General features: G+C 64.6%; 13 protein-coding genes. 4 read left to right on the forward strand and 9 right to left on the reverse strand.

Annotated elements, in window-relative coordinates; genetic code table 11:
- Positions 1-54 precede the first annotated feature (54 nt).
- The 4 genes from ACW4LP_RS00815 (at position 55) to ACW4LP_RS00830 (ending at position 9,455) form a co-directional block, all read left to right on the forward strand.
- The gene (locus ACW4LP_RS00815; RefSeq protein ID WP_173114049.1) at positions 55-1,602 is read left to right on the forward strand and encodes a LuxR family transcriptional regulator; all 1,548 of its coding nucleotides are present in this window, start codon (positions 55-57) and stop codon (positions 1,600-1,602) included.
- 326 nt (positions 1,603-1,928) lie between these two features.
- Positions 1,929-2,234 (forward strand): hypothetical protein, encoded by a 306-nt coding sequence (locus ACW4LP_RS00820; protein ID WP_114539244.1) that lies wholly within the window; start codon positions 1,929-1,931, stop codon positions 2,232-2,234.
- Positions 2,235-2,262: 28 nt separating this feature from the next.
- Positions 2,263-7,323: a DEAD/DEAH box helicase gene (locus tag ACW4LP_RS00825; RefSeq protein ID WP_455803381.1), complete on the forward strand. Its 5,061-nt coding sequence runs from the start codon at positions 2,263-2,265 to the stop codon at positions 7,321-7,323.
- Positions 7,324-7,877: 554 nt separating this feature from the next.
- Positions 7,878-9,455: a helix-turn-helix transcriptional regulator gene (locus tag ACW4LP_RS00830; protein WP_114549135.1), complete on the forward strand. Its 1,578-nt coding sequence runs from the start codon at positions 7,878-7,880 to the stop codon at positions 9,453-9,455.
- Positions 9,456-9,631: 176 nt separating this feature from the next.
- Here ACW4LP_RS00830 and ACW4LP_RS00835 read toward each other — a convergent pair whose 3' ends face one another.
- The 9 genes from ACW4LP_RS00835 to ACW4LP_RS00875 all read right to left on the reverse strand — a co-directional run bounded on the left by ACW4LP_RS00835 (position 9,632) and on the right by ACW4LP_RS00875 (position 20,759).
- A complete protein-coding gene (locus tag ACW4LP_RS00835) occupies positions 9,632-10,543 on the reverse strand; it encodes an arginase family protein (protein ID WP_181815567.1) in 912 nt (303 codons plus the stop codon).
- A gap of 18 nt (positions 10,544-10,561) precedes the next feature.
- Positions 10,562-12,151: a YfcC family protein gene (locus tag ACW4LP_RS00840; protein WP_114539240.1), complete on the reverse strand. Its 1,590-nt coding sequence runs from the start codon at positions 12,149-12,151 to the stop codon at positions 10,562-10,564.
- Positions 12,152-12,417: 266 nt separating this feature from the next.
- Positions 12,418-13,923, reverse strand: coding sequence for a helix-turn-helix transcriptional regulator (locus tag ACW4LP_RS00845; protein ID WP_455803382.1), 1,506 nt, complete (start codon positions 13,921-13,923; stop codon positions 12,418-12,420).
- A 111-nt stretch (positions 13,924-14,034) separates the two neighbouring features.
- Positions 14,035-14,496, reverse strand: a complete 462-nt coding sequence (locus ACW4LP_RS00850; protein ID WP_114539238.1) for an ATP-binding protein — start codon at positions 14,494-14,496, stop codon at positions 14,035-14,037.
- A 154-nt stretch (positions 14,497-14,650) separates the two neighbouring features.
- Positions 14,651-15,121, reverse strand: coding sequence for an acyl-CoA thioesterase (locus tag ACW4LP_RS00855; RefSeq protein WP_114549132.1), 471 nt, complete (start codon positions 15,119-15,121; stop codon positions 14,651-14,653).
- A gap of 218 nt (positions 15,122-15,339) precedes the next feature.
- The gene (rhaM, locus tag ACW4LP_RS00860; RefSeq protein ID WP_114539230.1) at positions 15,340-15,651 is read right to left on the reverse strand and encodes an L-rhamnose mutarotase; all 312 of its coding nucleotides are present in this window, start codon (positions 15,649-15,651) and stop codon (positions 15,340-15,342) included.
- A 225-nt stretch (positions 15,652-15,876) separates the two neighbouring features.
- Positions 15,877-17,244, reverse strand: a complete 1,368-nt coding sequence (locus ACW4LP_RS00865) for an ATP-binding protein (protein WP_114549131.1) — start codon at positions 17,242-17,244, stop codon at positions 15,877-15,879.
- A gap of 364 nt (positions 17,245-17,608) precedes the next feature.
- Entirely contained in the window at positions 17,609-18,973 is a 1,365-nt protein-coding gene (locus tag ACW4LP_RS00870) for a PFL family protein (protein WP_114549130.1), read from the reverse strand.
- 169 nt (positions 18,974-19,142) lie between these two features.
- Positions 19,143-20,759: an FAD-dependent oxidoreductase gene (locus ACW4LP_RS00875; RefSeq protein WP_114549158.1), complete on the reverse strand. Its 1,617-nt coding sequence runs from the start codon at positions 20,757-20,759 to the stop codon at positions 19,143-19,145.
- Positions 20,760-20,886: the final 127 nt, after the last annotated feature.

Here is a 20,886-nt window from a genome sequence, read left to right on the forward strand (position 1 = left end):
ATATCGGGCGCGGCAGGTACAATGAACTGTTGGAAGCTCAAGGGGAGGAGAGCCGTGTTCGCGTGGGTGCAATCGCTCGATTCATTTTTTCGTCAGGCGCGGCTGCGCTACTTGGGCCTGGGCCTTTTAATCGCCTGGGTGTACGGGTCGTGGTTCTCGAACGGCATCTTCGCGCCCGATAGCGCGCGCGGCGTCGATACATTGCGCATCTCGCTCGCGGCGTCGGCGGTCGGGCTTCTCGTGCTCGCCTTTCGTCCCCGGCGGCGAGCACCTTTGGCCCCGGGATTTGTTTTGGCCGCATCGGCGGTGGTGTCCGCGACGACCTTGCTGTTCTTCGTGATGCCCGACGGCCTTCTGCTGCTTTTCACCAGCGCCGTGGGAGGGCTGGCCTCGGCAGTGCTCTGGATAGCATGGGGCGAGTTGTTCTGCCAGGTGGATCTCGAGGTCACCGAGGCGAGCATTCCCTCGTCGCTGGCGGTGTTCGTAGCGGCCGTGCTGCTGATCTATCTGATTCCGGCGCCCGTCTCGGGCATCGTGGCGGCGCTGCTTCCTTTGGCATCGAGCCTCATGCTGCTGCTCTGCAAGAACGACCAACCGGAGGGCTTCGCCTTCCCTGAGCCCATCGAGCCGTTTTCCGGCGTGCTTCCCTCCCTCGTCAAATTGGCATTCTGCTCCATGGTGTGCAGTATTGCCACAGGGTGCGTGGTGACGAGCGCTTCCCCCGAGAGTTTGGTCGCGCTCGGCATGGACGATCGCGGCATCCTCTTCTATATCGCTGGTGGCGTGGTGGCGGGGCTCATCGCCGTGTTCGCCATTGCCCATACCAGCCGTATGAGCTTCTCGTTTCTGTACGAGTGGGCCATTCCGCTCATCGTGTTCTCGCTTTCGCTGCGGGCGTTGGACGACCCGGCGTGCAATGTGCTCGCCTCGGTGCTCGCCTGTGCGGCGGCTCTGTACGTGGAGGTGCTGTTCTTCGCGATCTTCGCGCGCATCACGGCGAAGGGATTCTGTCTTCCCAGCGAGACGTTCGGCATCTTCCGTGCCATGGTTCAGCTGGGATTTCTCGCGGGCGCGATACTGGGGGCATCGGTATCGCCGCGCTTTGGCCTGCCGCTGTACTTGGCGCTCGTGTGCCTGTGCGTGGTGATGCTGCCGCTGTTTCTGCACCTGCAGAAACGCTTTGAGTCGCCGGGGATGCTGGGAGTTGCCGGGGCTTTGGGCCCGGTTGCAGCGGAAATCGGCGCTGGGGTGCGGTTGGGGTCGGAGGTGACGTCGAGAGAGGGGCTTGCCGGAAGTGTCGTGGCGCAAGAGGCTGGGAAGGGAACCTGCGCGGCGCCGATCGCCGAGCCCGTCGACTACGTGGCGGCCATGGCTGAGGCCTTCAAGCTCTCGCCGCGCGAGACCGAGGTGCTGCGCTATCTGGGCCGCGGCCGATCGGTGCCCTACATGCGCGAGGTCATGACCCTTTCCAAGAGCACCATCGAGACGCACATCAAGCACATATACGCCAAGACCGACGTGCATTCCAAGCAAGAGCTCATCGATCTCATCGAGTCCTACCAGGAGGGAACGGGGGAGGCGGCGCCCGTCTCGGTTTCATAGGCAAGTTGGCGAAACTTACTCTTGACAAGAACATCTGTTCCCTTATAATGAACGAAAACAAATGTTCTAAAGGCTGGGTATATCCCTAACTTCTGTGCTCGAAGGACAGCCGTCCGATGTAAAGGAGGCTGTCATGGGCCGTTTTCCCTCACATTTTCTCAGACGGTTTCAGCGAGGCAACGCTTGTTGATGGTTGTTGCCGAGCCGCTCGCCCTGCAGTATAATTTCGTTTAACGAAAGTAGGTAGCTGTACTGCTGATATACCATGCTTTCACGCCGCCTACAAAAAGTGTTCTCCGGGAACTCGGACTTGCAAGGAGGCAGTAATGTCCAAAAAGGATTTTGAGAACATGTCCCCAAAGGAAATCGAAGACTATTTTGGTGTTACCCAGGAACAGATCGAGGAATGGGACGACATGCTTGTGCGGGGGGAGATCCCGGGTGTGTCGGTCGGCGAAGTCGTTGTCGGGCGCCCCCTCAAGTTTGGGGAGCATTTGAGGCTCGTGGGCTTTAAGGAGACCGAGCAGAAGATCGAGCGCATGGATAAGCGGGCGGATAGCTTAGGCATGAAGCGCTCCGACTATTTGCGATGGCTTGTCGACAAAGACCTTGCATCAGTGGACGTGGCTTAAGAGCAGTAGTTGATAGGGGAACTTACCTATGGATGATGCTGAGGCCATGGCCTCGTTCTCGGAACCGGTGCGCCACTGGTTCGCCGATGCCTTCGGGGCGCCCACGGCGGTGCAGGGCGAGGCGTGGAAGGCCATCGCGCGGGGCGAGAACGCGTTCGTGATAGCGCCGACGGGCTCGGGCAAGACGCTGGCGGCGTTCCTGTGGGCGATCGACGCGCTCATGGGCGAGAAGGCTCGGGTCGCTGAAACAGGCGAGAAGTGGGTTCGCGGCGTGCGCGTGCTGTACGTATCGCCCCTGAAGGCTCTCGGCGCCGATGTGGACCGCAACTTGCAGGGGCCGCTTTCGGCCATCTCCGAGCTGGCGGCCGTCGAGAGCGCGCGCCGTGGCGCGAAAGCCCCCGAAATCCGCACGGCCATGCGCACCGGCGACACCCCCGCTGACGAGCGCCGCAAGATCGCCCGCAATCCGCCCGACATTCTCATCACGACGCCCGAGTCGCTGTACCTCATGCTCACCTCGGCGGCCCGAGAGGCGCTGCGCACGGTTGAGACGGTCATCGTGGACGAGGTGCACGCCCTGGCCGGCGACAAGCGCGGGGCGCACCTGTCGCTGTCTTTGGAGCGGCTGGACGATTTGCTGGAGGCTCCGGCCCAGCGCATCGGGCTGTCGGCCACGGTGCGCCCGCGCGAGGAAGTGGCCCGGTTCCTCGGCGGCGTGCGGCCCGTGACGGTGGTAGCCACGGAGGCGCTTCCGAGCCTCGATCTTTCGGTGCGCGTGCCCGTGCGCGACATGACGGCCGTCCCCGCCTTCGGGGGATTTGCCGGTGCCGGGGACGGCACGCGGCAGCGGGGCGCCGGTCCGCGCCGGGCACCCGTCGAGGATGCATGGAAATCCGATCGGGCGCTGCGGGCTGTCATGGCCGAGGGCGCGTCGCCCGCGCCGCATCCTGACAGCCGCCTGGGCAGCTCCTCCATCTGGCCCCATATCGAGGCGGCCATTCTGGACGAGGTGCTGGCCCACAAATCCACGATTGTCTTCGTGAACTCGCGCGGTTTGTGCGAAAAGCTGACGGCACGCTTGAACGAGCTGTACGCGAAGCGCCTCGGCTTGGACGCGCCCCATTCCGAGGTGGCCGGCTTCTGGGCAGCTGCGGGTAGCGGCGATGCGACGGCTTTCGGCGACGATGCGGTGCGCGGCGTGCCCACGGGCGCCGATGCCATGCGGGGTGCGCCGGGGACGGCCTTCCGCTCCGACATCGGCTCCACCACCAAATTGGTGACCGAGCCCGCGGTGGTCATCGCGAAGGCCCATCACGGATCGGTCTCCAAGGAGAAGCGGCTGCAGGTGGAACGGGAGCTGAAGGCGGGGGAGCTGCCCTGCGTGGTGGCCACTTCCAGCTTGGAATTGGGCATCGATATGGGTTCCATCGATTTGGCGCTGCAGGTGGCCGCGCCGCCCTCGGTGGCCAGCGGGCTGCAGCGCGTGGGGCGGGCGAACCACCAGGTGGGCGACCGCTCCCAGGGCATCATCTTCCCGCGTACCCGGGTGGAGGTCATCGATGCCGCCGTCATGGCCGAGGGCATGGAGGCCGGCGCCATCGAGAGCACGCGGCTCGTGCGCAATGCGCTCGATGTGCTGGCCCAGCAGACCGTGGCCGCTGTGGCCATGGCGCCGGACGGCCTTCCAGCCGACGAGTGGCTCGCCTGCGTGCGGCGGTCGGCCTGCTATGCCGATTTGGGCCGACGCTCCTTCGAGGGAGTGCTCGACATGCTCGCCGGGCGCTACGGCTCGGGCGAGGTGGCCGAGTTCGCGCCGCGCATCCTGTGGGATCGCGAGACGGGGCTGCTCACGCCGCGCCCCGGTTCCCAGCGCCTGGCCGTAACGGCGGCGGGTACCATTCCCGATCGCGGCATGTTCTCGGTGGTGCTGCCCGAGGGCGACGCCCGTCAAGGGCGCCGGCGTGTGGGCGAGCTGGACGAGGAGATGGTGATGGAGTCGCGCGTGGGCGACATCATCGCCCTGGGCACGAGCACCTGGCGCATCAAGGAGATCGGCGCCGACCGGGTTATCGTGGAAGCGGCGCCGGGACGCGCCGCGCGACTGCCCTTCTGGCACGGCGAGGCCATTGGTCGCCCCTACGAGACGGGCCGCGCCCGGGGGGCTCTTGTGCGGGCGCTCGACGGCGGCATTGCGCGCGCTGCCGAACGGGACGAAGCGCCGGAGGCTCGTTCGGAGGAGAATGCCATGGCCCCGGCGCTGCGCGATCGCCTGACGGCCGACGGGCTGGACGAGGACGCCCTGCGCAACTTGGCGGCTCTCATAGAGGCGCAGCGCGCCTGTACCGGGGCGGTGCCCACGGATCGGCGGCTCGTGGTGGAGGCATGCCCCGACGAAACGGGTGATATGCGTGTCATTCTGCATTCTCCCTTCGGCCGCCGCGTGCACGAGCCTTGGGCGCTGGCCGTGGCCCATCGCATTACCTCCACGCTGGGCTTCGATCCGCAGGCGGTGGCCTCCGACGACGGCATCGTGCTGCGCGTGCCCGCCGCCGAGGACGCCCTACCGGGAAGCGATCTGTTCCGCTTCGATTCCGACGAGCTGGAATCCATCGTGCGTGAGCGCGTGGGGTTCACGGCCCTGTTCGCCGCCCGTTTCCGTGAATGCGCGGCCCGGGCCCTGCTCATGGCGCCGACGGCCCCGGGCAAGCGGGCGCCGCTCTGGCAGCAGCGTCTCAAGGGCGGTCAGCTTTTGGAGGCGGCCCGGCGCGAGGAGGATTTCCCCATCATTCTGGAGGCTCTGCGCGAGTGCCTGCAGGACGTGTTCGACCTGCAGGCCCTGCGCGAGGTGATGGACGGTCTTGTCTCGGGCTCCATCAAGATGAGCGAAGTTCGCACGGCCGCGCCGTCGCCTTTCGCGGCGCCGCTCGTGTTCGGGTATCTGGGCGAGCACCTCTACGAGGGCGATCTGCCCCATGCCGAGCGCCAGGCATCGCTTCTGTCCGTGGATCCGGTGCTTCTGGGCGAGCTTCTGGGCACCGGTGCTGTGGAAGATATGCTGGATGCGGAGGTGGTGGCGCGCACCGTGGCCGAGCTGCAGCGGACGGCCGCGGGCTGGAAGGCGCGGGGCGCGGAAGGCGTGGCCGACCTTCTGCGGGAGTTGGGGCCGCTCACGGTGGAGGAGGTCGCTGCGCGCACTGAGAACGGCGAGGCGGGCGCTCTTTCCGCGGGCGCTGATGCGGCTGCTCTTCTTGCTAATTTGGAAGCGGACCGGCGGGCTTTCCCCGCCGTCATCGGCGGAGCGGAAAGATGGGTCGCCGCCGATGACGGCCCGCGTTTGAGCGCGGTGCTCGGCATTGCGGTTCCCTCCTGGGCTCAGAGGGAGGGAAAGCTGTCCCGCCCCCTGGATGGCCTCGCGGCCCGCTTCGCCCGCACCCACGGGCCTTTCGACAGTGAAGAGGCCGCTTTTAGCCTGGGGGTCGGCGTGGTGCTTGCGGCGGAGTCATTGGAGCGGTTGGCCGCCGAGGGGAGGCTCGTGCGCCTCGAGCCCGACCGCTGGGCGGACGGCACCGTGCTCGCCCGCTTGCGCAGCCGGTCCCTCGCCCGGGCCCGCGAGGCGGTGCGCCCCGTTCCCGCCGACGCCTATGTGCGCTTCCTGCTGGATCGCCAGGACGTCGCGCGCACCGGTGAGCCGACGCTTGCGGGCATCGACGGCGTAGCCCAGGTCATCGCGCAGTTCGAGGGCGCGGCCCTTCCCATGGAGCAGTGGGAGAGAGACGTGCTGCCGGCCCGCGTGCCCGACTATCGGCCTGCCATGCTGGACGAGCTCATCGCCGTAGGCGAAGTGCTGTGGGCGGCGTCGATAGCGGGGGAGGCGCACCTCGTCTCGTTCTTCCCGACGGACTCGCCCCTGGCGCCAGTGTCCCTGGACGCCCAGGCGGGCGTGGCGGAAGTCGCTGTAGCCGAGCCGGGCCAAGATGACGCAGGCGCCCTGGAAGACCCTCCGCTGGATGTCATCGTGCGCCACGTGCTGGCAGCCCAAGGGCCGCTTCCATTTCGCGCCTTGGCGGATGGCGCCGCGCGGCTCACCGAGCCCGTGGCGCCGACGGATCGCGAGGTGGCCGAGGCGCTGCAGCGGCTCGTGTGGCAGGGGAAGGCGACCGGCGACGGTCTGGGCTTTCCCCGCGCCGGAGGGCTGGCCGCAGCGGCATCGGCGTCCGCGGCCAGCGGCCAGACGCCCTCGCCCTCGCGGCGGCGGGCGAGCAGCCGGCGGGGCCGGTCTCTTCGCAGCGAGGCCCGCATGGCGGCCCGTGCGGCCGTGGTGGGCCGCCAGGTTGCGGCGACCGCCTTCGACGCCGCCCTCGCCGGGCGCTGGTCGGCCCTGGCGCCGAGCGGCCAGAGTTCCACGGTGCAAGCGGTGTCTCTGGTGGAATCGCTGCTCGACCGCTACGGGGTTGTGACGCGCGACATCGCGCTGGCGGCAGGTGTGCCCGGCGGGCTTACGACGCTGTACCCGGTGCTCAAGGCCATGGAGGACGCGGGCGATCTGGCGCGCGGCATGTTCGTGGAGGACATGGGGCCGGCCCAGTTTGCCCAGCGCGAGACCGTGGAGACCCTGCGCGCCTTCGCCCAGCCTGCGGATGCGTCAGCGCCCGTCTCCCTCGTCGCGCTTCCCGCCGACGACCCCGCGTGCCTCTTCGGCGCCGGCATTTCCTGGCCCGACGTGGCGTGGGGTGTGGCGGGCGACGCCCCTGCGGTCGATTCCGCCGTCGTGGCCGCGCGGCCGTCCCGCCGCGAGGGGGCGATGGTGGTCATCGCCGACGGTGTGCCGGTGCTCTGGGCCGCGCCGCGTCTGAAATCGCTGCTGGCGTTTTCAGACGACGAAAAACTGCTGGAGGCGGCCGTCGCCGCCCTGGTCGCCTCGGTGCGCGCCGCCCTCAAGCGCGAGGGCGCCTCTGCCGCGCGACGCAAGATCGTCGTCGAGCACTTCAACGGCCGCGATGTTCTGGCCACTCCGGCCGCTTCGTGGCTCCAGGATGCCGGTCTCGTGCGCCTCCCCGACGGCCTGCGCCTCTATACGAGCCCGTTCTAGAGCGGCCTCGCCGAAAAAAGAAGGGCCGCTGCGTCTCTCTCCGACGCGACGGCCCTGCGATTCCGGCCGCGGTCCCCCTGATGATACGCGGCCGTTCCGAGTTAGCACAAGGTAAAGAAAGCGGGCGGCGGCCAGAAAGGAGAACCGCCGCCCCTCGAGTTCCCGGCGCGCTGCGCCAGGTTCCCGCATAGCCCTTGGTGAAGGCGGAGCGGCCTGGCCTCAATGGCCCCAGAAGACCAAGCCGTGGGAGTCCGCCTCCAAGAGGAACGACGTCCACTATAGGGAGCGCGGCCGTCGGGCGCCATCGCCGCTTATGGGTAAGGGCATCGCACTTTTTGGGTATTGTGGAAAACGCAGTCGGAAACAGATGCGTCCGGCTGCATTATCACAGGTCGGCCACGAGTTCCCGGATCGACGGGCGCTATCCCGCGGCGATGCTAGAATCGGCGTTTGGAAGGGAGCGCGCCGGCTCGGTGCGCTGTGTCGCGCGATCGCCCGGCGATGTGCGGACATCTCGTCTAGGTACCGGAGCGAAGAAAGGAGGCGGAAAGGCCATGGAGGGTTTCGCGTTGCGCGATGCCGGCGACGATGGACACGCCGCGCTCGCCCTGCGCCCTATTCATCTCGCTCTCGTTGCTTTTGTGGCCACGCTGCTCGCCCATGCACCGACTATCGGGGCGTTCGCCGAGGCCCCTCAGTTCGAGGCAATCGCCGACACGTTTCTGTTCGCGCTGCTTCTCGCCGCCGTCACCTCGTCGGTCGTGGTGCTCCTGCGCGGCTTGCAGCGCCCGCGCAAAGTGTTCGCACGCGCCCGGGTCACTGCCATCGCGGCCGCAGCCTACCTGCTCGGCACGATGGGCGCCGTGGGCCTTCTGTTCGCCCCGATGCCGCTGCCGGCGGCGGCCGTAGGCGCGGGGCTTTTGGCGGGGGCTGCGCTGCCCCCGCTGGTGGCGGAATGGGCCCGAGCCGTGGCCGTCCCCATCGACCAGGCCCTCGTCCTGTGCGCTTTCGTCGTGCTGACGGCCTCCTTTGTCGGCTGGATTCTCGCGCTGCTGCCGCCCTCGGCGCTCGTCCCCGTGTTCTGCCTGCTGCTCGTGGCGGGAGTCGTCGTGCCGCCGGTGGCCGCCCGCATGGGCGACCCTGCGCTTCCTCTCGCCCGTCCCGCCGACACGATGCGCCGCCTCGTGTCGGTGACCTGGCTGCCCCTTCTGGGGTTCGCCGTGTACGCGTTCATGACCGACGTGATGGCCCATAGCGCTTTCGGCGTCGTGCAGGCGTCGTTTCTCGGGGGAGCGGTTGCGGCGCTCGTGATGTTCGGCGTCTGCTTTTTGTGGGGGCGCACGCCCCTGCTGCCCTGGTCCTACCGCATCCTCGTGCCCCTTATGGCGGCGGCGTTCGTAGTGCTGGGCGCGTTTCCCGCAGGCACGTTCCCGCGGGATGCCTCGGTGGTGGCCCTCTACGTGTTCTACATCGTCCTCGCCCTGCTGGGGTGCGCGGTGCTGCTCGCCGTGGTGCGCAACCGCGAATTGCCGGCGAACGTGGCGTCGGGCTTCGCCTGCGGCGTGGCCGCGGCTGCGGCGCTTTTGGGGCAGATCCTCTCCCAGGTGCTTACGGTGACCGACGACTTCGCCCCGTGGCTCGCGGTGCTCACCGGTGCGTTCGTGGCGGTGCTCCTGGTGTTTCTCGGCCGCACGTCGTGGAACGAGCTGGTGGCGCCCCGCGAGTCGGCCGTTGCGGAAGGAGTGGCTCCTGCCGTGCATCCGGCTGCAGGCGACGCCCGGACCGCCTCGGGCGATCGCGCGGCATATGAGGACGCGCCTGCAATCGCGGGAGCCTCCGACGAGTGTGTACTTCCTGCCCGCGCCGATGCGCCCGGCGACGCCTTCCAGCTCGCCGAGCCGAGCATGCAGAACACCCTGGAGGCCCGCTGTGCCAAGGTGACCGAAGCCCGGGGCCTTTCGCCCCGCGAGGCCGAGGTGCTCGTGTATCTGGCGCGTGGCTTCACCCCGGCCTACATCGCGAAGTCGCTCGTGCTCTCCGTCAGCACCGTGCGCACCCACGTGCGCAACATCTACCGCAAGCTCGGCATCAATAAGCGCGAGGAACTTTTGCACCTCATCGACGAAGAGTAGGCCGGCAGCAATATCGTCGAGCGACTTATCTTCGGGCATCTGATCGCTCGTGCTGTCGCGGTTTTGGGAGGCAAATCTTGCAAGGAGTTTCGCAAGCTAACTTTCTCTTGCTCCTAGAAAGAAAGCCAGCCGCTCCCTTCCTGCGGCTGGCTTTGCAATGGGGCTCTTCGACTCGCTTAGCTCGAAAATCCCCAGCCTGTGAGGATCTCCTGGACGACGGCGCCCTGGGATTCGGCGTTGACGCGAACTGCCTCGGGCTCCCGGTCAAAATCGAAGCACCAGGTGGAAGCGGCGACAACCTTGCCGGTTTCCATCACGCAGGCCAGGCGCTCGAGCACCTCTTCGCGGGGCAGGCCGCCCGGCTCGGCACGGTAAAAGCCAGGCACCCACTCGGCCGCCATGATATCGGCGTCGAACATGACGTAGAGGGCGTCTACCGCGTCGGCCAACGATGTTACGTGGCGCTTCCACTGTTCCAAATCGGCGAACTCGCTCTCCTCTACAATGCGCATGCCCGAGGCCAAGGCGCTTTCGCGTTCCTCGGGAACCCACACGCGGCCGTCAGCGTGAAGAAGACACGATGCGGGCAGTGGTTCGGGCATCTTGCAGGACGTGGTTCGCCACGCTGAGGCGGTGGCGCCGATGAGGGTGGAAAGCGGGATGCCTACGAGCGTTGTCTCATGCGCTTCGGTAGCTTCCAGCACCACGTTGTCGTAATGAGCGTCCAGCCACACGACCCCGAGCCTCGTGCCGGCAGGAAGTCCGCGCATGAGGCCTCCAGCTACCGCCGGGGCCAGCATGCAGTAGCCGTTCAGCGATAGCACTTTGTCGCCGCGGGTGGCCGCCGCGCACACGGCGTCGGACATCGCCCGGGGAAGGGTGTCCCAGGGAGCGATACTGCAAGCCGCATCGGTAATGTCGACGGTCTTGCAGGGCACGCCGGACAGTGCGCCGGAGGCCACGGCGTCGGCGGCCGTGGGACGTTCGAAAGAACGGAAGGTACCGGCGAAGGCCCAGCCTACCTCCGATCGGACGGCCTTCCAGGCGTTGTAGTTGTGGTTGCAGCGGATAACGGTAAGTTCAGTCACGGGATGCTCCTTCATCGCTTAGGACAAGACGACCGTGGCCGCTGTCAAGATGACCATGCAGACGATGCCGAGCACCAAGAACAACTTCGCGATGAATTTCACCCAGGTGGTGTACTCGACCTTAGCCAAGGCCAAACCTCCCATGATGGCGCCGCAGGAGGGATTCAGCAGATTCACGAGTCCGTTGCCTGCCGAGAACGTCATGACCATGGCCTCTACGGAGAAGTTCAGGTGGTGAGCCAGGCCGCCCATGATGGGCATCGAGACCGTGGCAAGCCCCGAGGACGAGCCGATGAGGAAGGAGATGACCACGTACAGAAGGAAGGACAAGGGCGCGAAGACGATGGCCGACATGCCCGCCAGCGCATTCGCCGCGTTTTCTAGAATCCACATATCCAGGCCGGTCTCGGCCATGAGCACCGCCACCGAGCGAGCCAGGGCGAGAACCAGTACAACCGACATCATGTCAGCAGCGCCGTTGATGAAGGCGCGGACGAAGCGGGCCTCTGAGATGCCGCCGATAATTCCGATGACAAGGGTCATGAGCAGAAACCAGGTGGACGCTTCGTCGAAGTACCAGCCGCCCAGAGGAATGCCCGTGAGGACCGATGACCAGGCGGGGGAGATTTCCTCGGTGATGACGGCCTCGCCGGCAACCTCGCCCTCCAGCGTGGTAACGGTGCCGTTGGCCTCGTCGTAGGCGGCGGTAATCTCCTCGCCGGTTACGGGCGTGACCACTTCCTCGTAGGCCGCGCCGGCATCGAAGACGTCGATGCCGAAGCTGCCCCAGGGGACGAAGCCGACGATCATGACGACGAAGGTGAATGCGAAAACGGCAAGCGACCATTTCTGGCGGCCCGTCATCGTGGGAGCGTTCGCCTCGTCATTGGAGCGGGCCTCTCGCTCGGAGGCCTCAAGACCCCATTCCTCCATCATAGCTTCCTGCTCCTGGAGCGACAGGAAGCAAGACCCCTTGTCCTCCTTGACCTTCTTGGCGTAGCGCATGACGAAGACGGTGGCGATAGCTAAGGTCACGAGCCACAAGATAATGCCGAGTACGATGATAATGGCTTGGTTCACCTCGATGCCCACGCCGGCAAGCGCGTCGACGGCCACGCCCACGGCGAACGGGTTCACCGTGGAGCCCAAAACACCGCAACCGGCGCCGAGGAGCACCACGGCCGCGCCGGTGAGCGAGTCGAAGCCGGCGGCCACCATGGTAGCGGCGAGCAGCAGGTAGAACGGGACCGTCTCCTCGCTCATGCCGTAGGTGGTGCCTCCGATTGAGAAGACGAACATGAGGATGGGGATGAGCATCAGCTCGTTGCCCTTGAGCTTGTGCACGAGGGCGGCAATGCCGGCGTCAAGTGCGCCCGTCTCGGTGACGATGCCCAGAAAACCGCCGAGCACCATGACAAAGATGCAGACGCCCATGGCTCCCTGGAAGCCCTTAACAGGAGCAGTGAGCACATCAGACAAGGTGGCGCCTTGAACTCCTTCGACTCCCATTGCCCCCATGATGACGGTGACGATGGCGAGGCCCACCAATATGCTCAAAATGATGGTGAATGATGACAGGCTTGCTCGCTTCTTCTTTTTCTCAGGCATAGATCGGCTCCTCTGCTCAAGTTCCCTGGCGCGCAGCCGCGCCCTTCTCTGCGGGGTGCGCCGTGCGCCCCGCGGTTTCTGCAAACTACTTTGCGGGAGAGGGCTGCGAGATGGCAAGGTCTAAAAGGGATGTAGATGAAGAGCGCTTCTTATCAATTGTTAACAATAGCAAGAAATGATGAGAACTGCCTGGTCGAAAGTGCTTTTCGTAATACTCGAAAAGAGCTTACGGTATCTGGTGGCTGCGCGCGGCCTGCCAAGAAGGGTTACCTGGTGAGCTTCCCCTCGTCGAGGGGAACTGTTTTCAAGAGCGCTTGGAGTTCGGCTGTTGAGTGGATGCCGAGCTTCCCATAGGCGTGCTGGATGTGGGCGCGAACGGTGTGAATGGTTACGTTCTCGGCGGCCTGAATCTCTGCCGGGCGACGCCCCTGGGCTAAAGCGGTGATGAACTGCGTCTCTCGAGGTGTGAGTCGATAGGTGGCGGCAAGAACTTCGCAGCGGTGCTGAACGGCGGCATCGTTGAACTGCTTGGGAGCGAGCTTGGGCCGCAGTCCCCAGTTTTTGCGGATCTGCTCGTCGGATCCGATCCACAGCGTCGCGGCGGATAGGGCGGCAATGATGAGCGCGGCAAGGAGGGAATAGGATTCGGGCGAAAGCGATTGGAGGCTGCCGCCCAGCAGGATGGCAAACGTCCCGGTGAAAGCACCGAGGGCTCTCCAAAACAGCACGTTGGCCACGATGAGGGCAATTCCGATACCGGTTAGCTGGACCACATCGACGCAGATGGCCGCCAAAAACGCGTAGAAAAGCAGGTCAGATCCGCCAATAACGACAAGCGAGCCTTGAGCGGTGGCCGGCATGAGGGCCACCCCGATAAGTGTAAGGGGAAAGACCGTTCCTCGCAGCCGAGACCATAGCTCCACGCTGGCGGGGCGTCCGTAGAATAGAACGGTAAGCACGATGACGGCGATGGCCGTGCTAGAGATATCGGAGAGGCAGCCAAAAGGGCTGCTGTCGGAAAGCTGCCCCCGAAGAGCCTCAGCAGCTCCGAACACGAAGCCGTAGGCGAAAAGCGTGAAGGCGAGGAAGACCGGCATACGATTAAGCTCAGCGATCCAAGTCGTCTTCTCCGAGGGGCAGCTGCCTCCGTCGAGGCGCCGATTCAGGAGAGCCAGCCCCGCCACGCATGCAAGGGAGAAAAAGGCCGCGAGGAGGGGCGCGTGAGCGAACAGGGGCGGGAAGGTCGGCGCAAGTATCATATCTGCACCTAAACCGAAGAGCGCAACGGTTACAACCTGTCGGTTGTCGAAGGTTTCAAGTTTGCCCCCAATGATAGCGATGTTTCCCACCGCGCAGGCGCAGACTCCCCCATAGAGAACAGAGCAAATCTTGGGAGTGTCAACGGGGATCAAAATAGCGAGGTAGAAGAGGGCGCTGAGAATCATCTCGATGAGGAGGAGTTGCTGCTGGGCTTTGCGACTGCGAAGAATGCCCTCTCTGCGCCGACAGGCGAGAAAAAGCAGCAGGCAGCCTCCGATGATTCCGAGCGCAGTCGAAAGGGCGGCTATGGTATTGCCGCTGAGGGCGAGGTCATGAAAAGGCCAGGGCGCGATTGCGTGCAGGGATGTGGATCGGAGATCCAGTTGCAGCGCCTTGTGCAACGATCCCCACCAGAGGCACAAGAGCACGGCGGAGCCAGCGAGGCGCAGGTTGCGCGATAGGAAGCATGCGGGTTTTGGGGTCTCGTCGGTAGAGGTGGCAACTCGGCTCATGACTCGTCTCCTCTGGATGGGGTTGGCGTATCGTCCATCACGGTTCCGATTATACTCTCTCTCGCCCTGCCAGGCTTGAGCGCCTCGGCGAGGCCATGACCTTCGGTCGCATCAGCGTCCGCAGCTGCCTGGCGTAAGGTGCCGTCCAACCATCTCGTAACCGCGCAATACCCTCTGGCTCAAAGCCAGCCGCTTTCCCTCCCTGCGGCTGGCTTTTGTGCTGTGCCGAGAATATGGACCGAGCTCTGGGCCTTCCAGTCCGGTTACCCCAGTCTTTCCCGAAGATAGTCTTATGAGATGAGAGGAGTATTTGAGTGTTTGCTGAAGAATCTCGTCGAGCATGCCGGGGAGCGCCGACACGTTGGCCGCGATCCAGCCCCTGGAGGAGGCCTCATCGGCCAAATACGAGAGGAGTGCGGTCTTTCCCGTGCCGCGAGCGCCCGTCAGGATGGTCGTGAGGCCCGGGTCGCCCGGACCGGCCTCCAGAGCGCGGATAAGTTCAGAAATGATATGCTCGCGACCTGCCATGTGGGCGGGGATGACGCCAAACGTCGGGGTGAAGGGGTTGGTCATCTCGGAGGCCTCCTTGACATCTTTTGCGTCTTTTGCAACTTTTGCCAAGCAGTTGGAGGGATGGCTTTGGCTGGCACTGATATCTCCGTCTCATCCGCAGGGGGCGGCTTCGGCCGCTCCACCTCAACTGCATTTGCTCTCGCGGCAGTAGCCCTTACGCCTCTTCCGCGATCTTCTCGTAGAGGGCGTGCAGCTCGGGGAATGTACGGCGCAGGCTGACGGGCTTGAAGGTGCCGCGCTCCACGACGCACACGGTGACGAGCGCGTCCACGAGCGGGGCGGCGCCCTCGCGCAAAAGCGGCTCGCCGGCCTCGTCGGTGCCCGCCGCATCATCGGCGCGGAAGACCTGCTGGCGGTAAACGGTGCGCATGGGCAGGTTCTTCGCCACCGAGGTGCGCACGAAGCCGGCCTCGCCGTAGCGCAACGGCGCGCGGTAGTGCATCTCCACGTCGTGGATGGGGCTCATGTAGCCCTGCTGCTCGATGCACTCGTTGTAGGAGAACCCCACCGCGTCAAGGAAGTCGATACGCGCGTCCTCGAAGTACAGCAGGTAGTTCGCGTGGTAGACCACCCCCATCATGTCCGTCTCGCCGTACCGCACGGTAATGGGGGTGTGCACATGCATAATCTCGCTCGCTTTCGCCGTCTCGCCTTCGATTTCAACAGCTCATTATAGTGAAGACGACGGAGCGAGATGCCGTTTTGTCCAAAACGGCACGGTTCTCGTAGTTTCAAGCGTGCTGTAGCGAGAACCGAAAAGCCGCAATCTGGGAAAACGTCCGCAGCGAGGCATCCGCTCAAGCGGACAGACTACGAGAACCACGTTGTTTTGGCCACGGGGCGCTAATCCATGTGGAACAGCACGGGCAGGTCGACGGAGACCGGCGAGTTGTCCTCGTTGGTCTCCATGATGTCGGCCATGAAGTCCCACCACTTCCGGTTGATGGCCGTATCGGCGCCGGCGGCCCACCGCTCGGGGTCGTCGATCTCGATGTAGCCGAACAGCGTCAGCGTGTCCGGGTCCAGCGCGATGGTGTAGTTGCGGCCGCCGTGGGCGTGGATCATGTCGATCATCTCGGGCCACAGCTCGTTGTGCCGCCGCTCGTACTCCTCTTCCATGCCGGGGTACAGCTTCATCTTGAACGTCTTGATCATCGGGTGCTCCTTGGGCGAAGGGGGTTGGGCCCGCATGCAGCGGGCGCTTTCTGGGGGCTATGCTAGCGCGTTGCTCCGGGAAAACCGAGGGCGAGCGTGCCTTGCGATGAAACTGACAAAGTGGATATGGCCAATATGGCAAAAATGCAAAGTTGAAAAGAGGCGAAATGGCAAAAATGCAAAGTTCTGAAGCTGCAATGGGCGCAGCACCTAGGTCGCCTTCCGTCAGGGAAGCTCCACGACGAAGGAATCGGGAAGGGTGTCGGGTTTGAGGAAAGCGAGCATATACCAGGGCATGTAGGCGATGGCGCATTGGATGTCGCGCCCCTCGGGAATTTCCACTTCCACCGTCGTGTTCTCACGGCAGAAGACGTAGGCGAAATCGAGCCCCCACTCCTTGACACGCAGGACGTTGTCGAGGGCGACGTGGGCGCGGAATATCCGGCCGGATTTCGCCTCGATGGGCACCACCTTACCGCTCTTCTGCACGACGAAATCGATCTCTCCGTGCTTGGCCTTCTCGTAGTAGAGCGCGTCGAATCCGTTGGCTGTGAGCATTTGGGCGAAGGCGTTCTCCAATATGGCGCCCCAGTTGATGTCAAGCTCTCCCTGGAGTACCTTGAACGGCACGCCGTCGCCGAGCATGGCGACGAGGAGTCCCGTGTCGCACAAAAACAGCTTGAAGACGCTGTGCTGGCGGTTGAGGCGCAGCGGTGCCACGAGCTCGGTCACGTTGTAACAGGGGATCGCCACGCCGGCGTCGGCCAGCCAGATGAAGTCGCTCTCGTAGCGCTCGCTGCGTGCCGACTTTGCGAGGTCGGAGAGCTTGAAGCGCTTGTTCTTCTTGCTGAGCTCAGCAGGGATAGCGTCGAAGATAGCGCCGACGTGGGCCTTGTTGCGGGCGTACTTCACGATGTCGGCCCGGTACAGCTTTAAGATGTCCTTCTGGACGCTCTGCACTTGGGCGATGTCGCGGGTCTGGGCGAATCGGGCCACGGCGGCCGGCATGCCGCCCACTATCAAGTAGTACTTGAACAGCTCCATGAGCTTCTGGTGGATGACGGCGGGCACGGCGGCTTCTTCCTTGAAACATGCGCGCGCCATCTCGAGGGCTGTCTCGTTTTCTCCGAGGGCCCAGCAGAATTCCTCGAAGGAAAGGGGATAAAGCGTCAGCTCGCTCTCGTAGCCGACGGGGAGGGAGGGTACGTTTTCGTAGGTGACGCCGAGGAGAGAGCCGGACTCGATGTAATCGAAACGGCCGTCCTCCACGAGGAACTTGATGGCCGTGCGCGCCCGCGGGCACTCCTGGATCTCGTCGAGGAAAATGAGCGTGTCTCCCGGCGTGAGGGCGGTGCCGCTGAATGCGGAGAGCTGGGGGATGAGGGTATCGGCATCGAGGTTCCCCGCGAAGACGGCTTTCGCTTCGGGGGACTCAACGAAGTTGATCTCAATGGTGGTGCCGTAGTGCCTCTGGGCGAAGGCGCGGACGAGGTAGGTCTTTCCCACCTGTCGCGCGCCGTCCACAAGCAGAGCGCGGTGGTGGGGATCTTTCTTCCAACTTACAAGTCGCTCGTAGGCAGCTCGCTTCAGCATGATGCCTCCTTCGCCGCTGATTATAGCTTATCGTTAGTATGCGACGAAAATGAGAAAGTGTCCAGGGTACTTTGCGACGAAAATGAAAAAGTGACAGTTTGAGGTTGATAAAGAGAAAGGGCCAGCGCTAACTGGCCCTTCTAATTCAACTGCACCTGCGCCGCCCGTGCTACCTGAGTTTTGGATGACGAAGGAAGCGGGCTTTGCTGGTACGCCTCTATTATAGTTGCACGGCTAGTCTTTTGGAACTACCTACCGGGAAATAGTCGGCAACAAAATCACGCACCCCGGTTAGGCGATTTTCCGTTCTCGATTCGTGGTGCATTTTGACGCGAGGGAAGCGCAGATCATGGTTTTCGAGCCGCTAGTTCTTCAGCGAGTTCAAGGGGGCGGGCATGCGGCCGCCGCGGTGGGCGAAGACGGTGCCGGCGTAGGGGTTCACGGGCATGACCGGGGCGTAGCCGAGCAGCCCCCCGAAGTCCAGTTGGTCGCCCACCTGGCAACCGATGGCGGGAATGAGGCGCACGGCGGTGGTCTTGTTGTTGATCATGCCGATGGCGCACTCGTCGGCGATGATGCCGAAGATGGCCTCTTGGGTGGTATCTCCCGGCACGGCGATCATGTCGAGGCCCACGGAGCACACGCACGTCATGGCCTCCAGCTTCTCGATGGAAAGCGCTCCGTCCTCAGCGGCGCGGATCATGCCGGCGTCCTCAGACACGGGGATGAAGGCGCCGGACAGGCCGCCCACCGAAGACGACGCCATGACGCCGCCCTTCTTCACGGCGTCGTTCAGCATGGCGAGCGCCGCCGTGGTGCCGGGGCCTCCGCACTGACCCACGCCGATGGCCTCCAGAATCTCGGCCACGGAGTCCCCCTCGGCCGGGGTGGGGGCGAGCGACAGATCCAGGATGCCCTGCTGCACACCGAGGCGGCGCGAGGCCTCGCGGGCCATGAGCTCGCCGGCGCGGGTGATCTTGAAGGCCGTGGCCTTAATGGCCTCGGCCACAGTGGTGAGGTCCGCTTCCTTCGGCAGGTCGGCGAGCACCGCGCGCACGACGCCGGGGCCGGACACGCCTACGTTCACCACTTCGTCGGCCTCGCCGGAGCCGTGGAAAGCGCCGGCCATGAAGGGGTTGTCCTCCACGGCGTTGCAGAACACGACGAGCTTGCCGGCGCCGATGCACTGGCGGTCGGCGGTGAGCTCGGCAGCGCGCTTGACGATACCGGCCATCTTGAAGGCGGCGTCCATGTTGATGCCGGCCCGCGTGCTGCCCACATTCACCGAGGCGCAGACGCGGTCGGTGGCGGCGAGCGCCGCGGGGATGGAGTCCATGAGCTTGTGGTCGGCGCGGGTGGCACCCTTGTGCACGAGCGCCGAGAAGCCGCCGACGAAATCGACGCCCACCTCCTTGCCGGCGCGGTCCATGGCCACGGCCACGGGCGTGAGGTCGTCGGCGGTTACCGCGGCGCAGATCTCCGCGATGGGGGTGACCGAGATGCGCTTGTTCACGATGGGGATGCCGAACTCGCGCTCGAGCTGCTCGGCGGTGGGCACGAGCTTCTCGGCGGCCGAGGTCATGCGGTCGTAGACCTTCGAGGCCAGCTTGTCCACATCGGCGTCCACGCAGCCGCGCAGGTTGATGCCCAACGTGATGGTGCGGATGTCCAAGTTCTGCTTGGACACCATGGCTAGGGTCTCGGCAACTTCGGCAGGGGTGATCTGCATGGCGGCTCCTCGTCTTTCGTCCACGCGGCTTTCAGCGCGGCGGTGTTCTCGTATCCGCATAGTCTAGCAAATCGCCTTTGCTCTCGCGTCATGAGACCTCCGAAAAGCGACCGGGGCCCTGCAAAGGGCCCCGATGGGGAGGGTGGGAATTCTGCGGCTTCCGTCTGTCCTAGGCCAGGGCGGCGCTTTCGCCGGCGAGATAGCCGTGGGTGGCAGCCAGGCCATTGGAGCCGCCGTGGAGCAGTGACTCATAGCTCGCGCCGAAGCGGTAGCCTACGGTGTTGCCACCGGCATAGAGGCCGGGAATGGGGTCATGGTTGGCGTCGAGCACCTGGAGCTTCTCATTGCAGCGCACTCCGGAGAGCGTGCAATAGAACAGGTACTGCATCTTCCACGCCTGGAAGGGGCCGTCGTCGATGGGGTCGAGGTAGCGGGCCGCCTTCATGTAGTCGGTGTCGGCTCCCGCCTCGCACAGCTCGTTGTAGCGCTCCACGGTGGCGGTGAGTACATCGGGATCGAGGCCGATCATTTCGGCCAGCTCCGCAATGGAATCGGCTTCGTAGTGCTCGTTCTCCTCGATCTTGAACATCTCGGCTGCCATGGCGCGGTCATAGCCGAAGGAAGAGGGCATTTCGAAGTCGTTGGTGGGGATGATCTGCCACACGACGCCATCGTGGCCCGGCTGGTCGGCAGCGATGTGGGCCGAGGTGAGGAGCGAGGTGCACTCGTTCATGAAGCGCTCGCCCTTGGAGTTCACCAGCAGGTAGGGGAACGAGCGCCAACCGGTGGTCTGCCAGGCGGCCCAGGCGCAGATCTCCTCCATCTCGGCGCCGGCCCAGCAGAGCATGCGGTGCCCCAGCCCGTCGTCCATCTCGGTATCGGTTACCGGATCGTCTCCCATGTAGGCCTCGTAGGCGTTGTTGGCGAGGGCCCATTCGGCGAAGTGCTCAGGGTAGAAGCGGCGCATCATGGCCTCGTTGCCTCCGAAAGACCCGGTGCACATGATGACTCCCTTGGCGGCCTTGTAGTAAACGGATTCGCCGTTTTCGTTGGTGGCTATGACGCCGGTGACGCGGCCGGATTCATCCTGCACGAGCACTTCGGCTTTGGTGTTGTAGTGGGTTTCCACGCCCTTGTCTTCCAGGAACTGGTGGATGTTGTGGGTGAAGTCAGTGAGAATGTCCGTTTCGGAGAAGGCCACGCCGGTGCTGATGTAGGCGGTGATCTCCTGGCTGGGTTCGGGGAAGATGCCCTCAAGGCTCATGGGCATATAGTACTGGTGGTAAGGCTCCAGGAAGTCGGCCCTCAGGTTGTCCAGCACCTCGCCGGAGCGCTCGCACCACACGGCGTTCAGGCGCATGTCAGAGCGATATTGGGTGAGGTTGAACATGGCGTTGGCCGTCTCCACGGGGTCGTACTTCGGCAGACCTGCTTCCAGCTGGGTCTGGGAGTTGAGGAAAGAGATGGTCATGCCCCCGATATGGGGCGCGGCGTTGCGCTCGATGACCGTGACGGCGGCTCCGTTGCGCATCGCGCCGTAGGCGGCCATGGAGCCGGAGAGCGCCGAGCCCACGACGAGCACGTCGCACTCGAGGGTCCGGGCGCAGTCGTCGGGCGAGAGTTCCGGGGCGCTGCCGAGCCAGTCCTCGACTCCCGTGACCGGCAGGTCGTTGCTAGAGGCTGCGGCGCTCGGTGCCGAGGGCGCGCAGCCGGTCAGGCCGGCCAAACCGGCCGCGGCGGTTCCGGCAGCACCGAGCTTCAAGAAGTTTCGACGGGAAATGTCCATGATGCTCCTCCCTGGAGTTGTGAGACGTTCGATGGATGGCCTCGAATCGTCTGCGGTTTCTCGATGGGGCCATTGTGGCGTGCTGGCTCGGGGTTCGGGAATCAACAGATTGTTGCCCTCCTCCAAC

It is taken from the genome of Adlercreutzia sp. CNCM I-6215, from assembly GCF_977072315.1.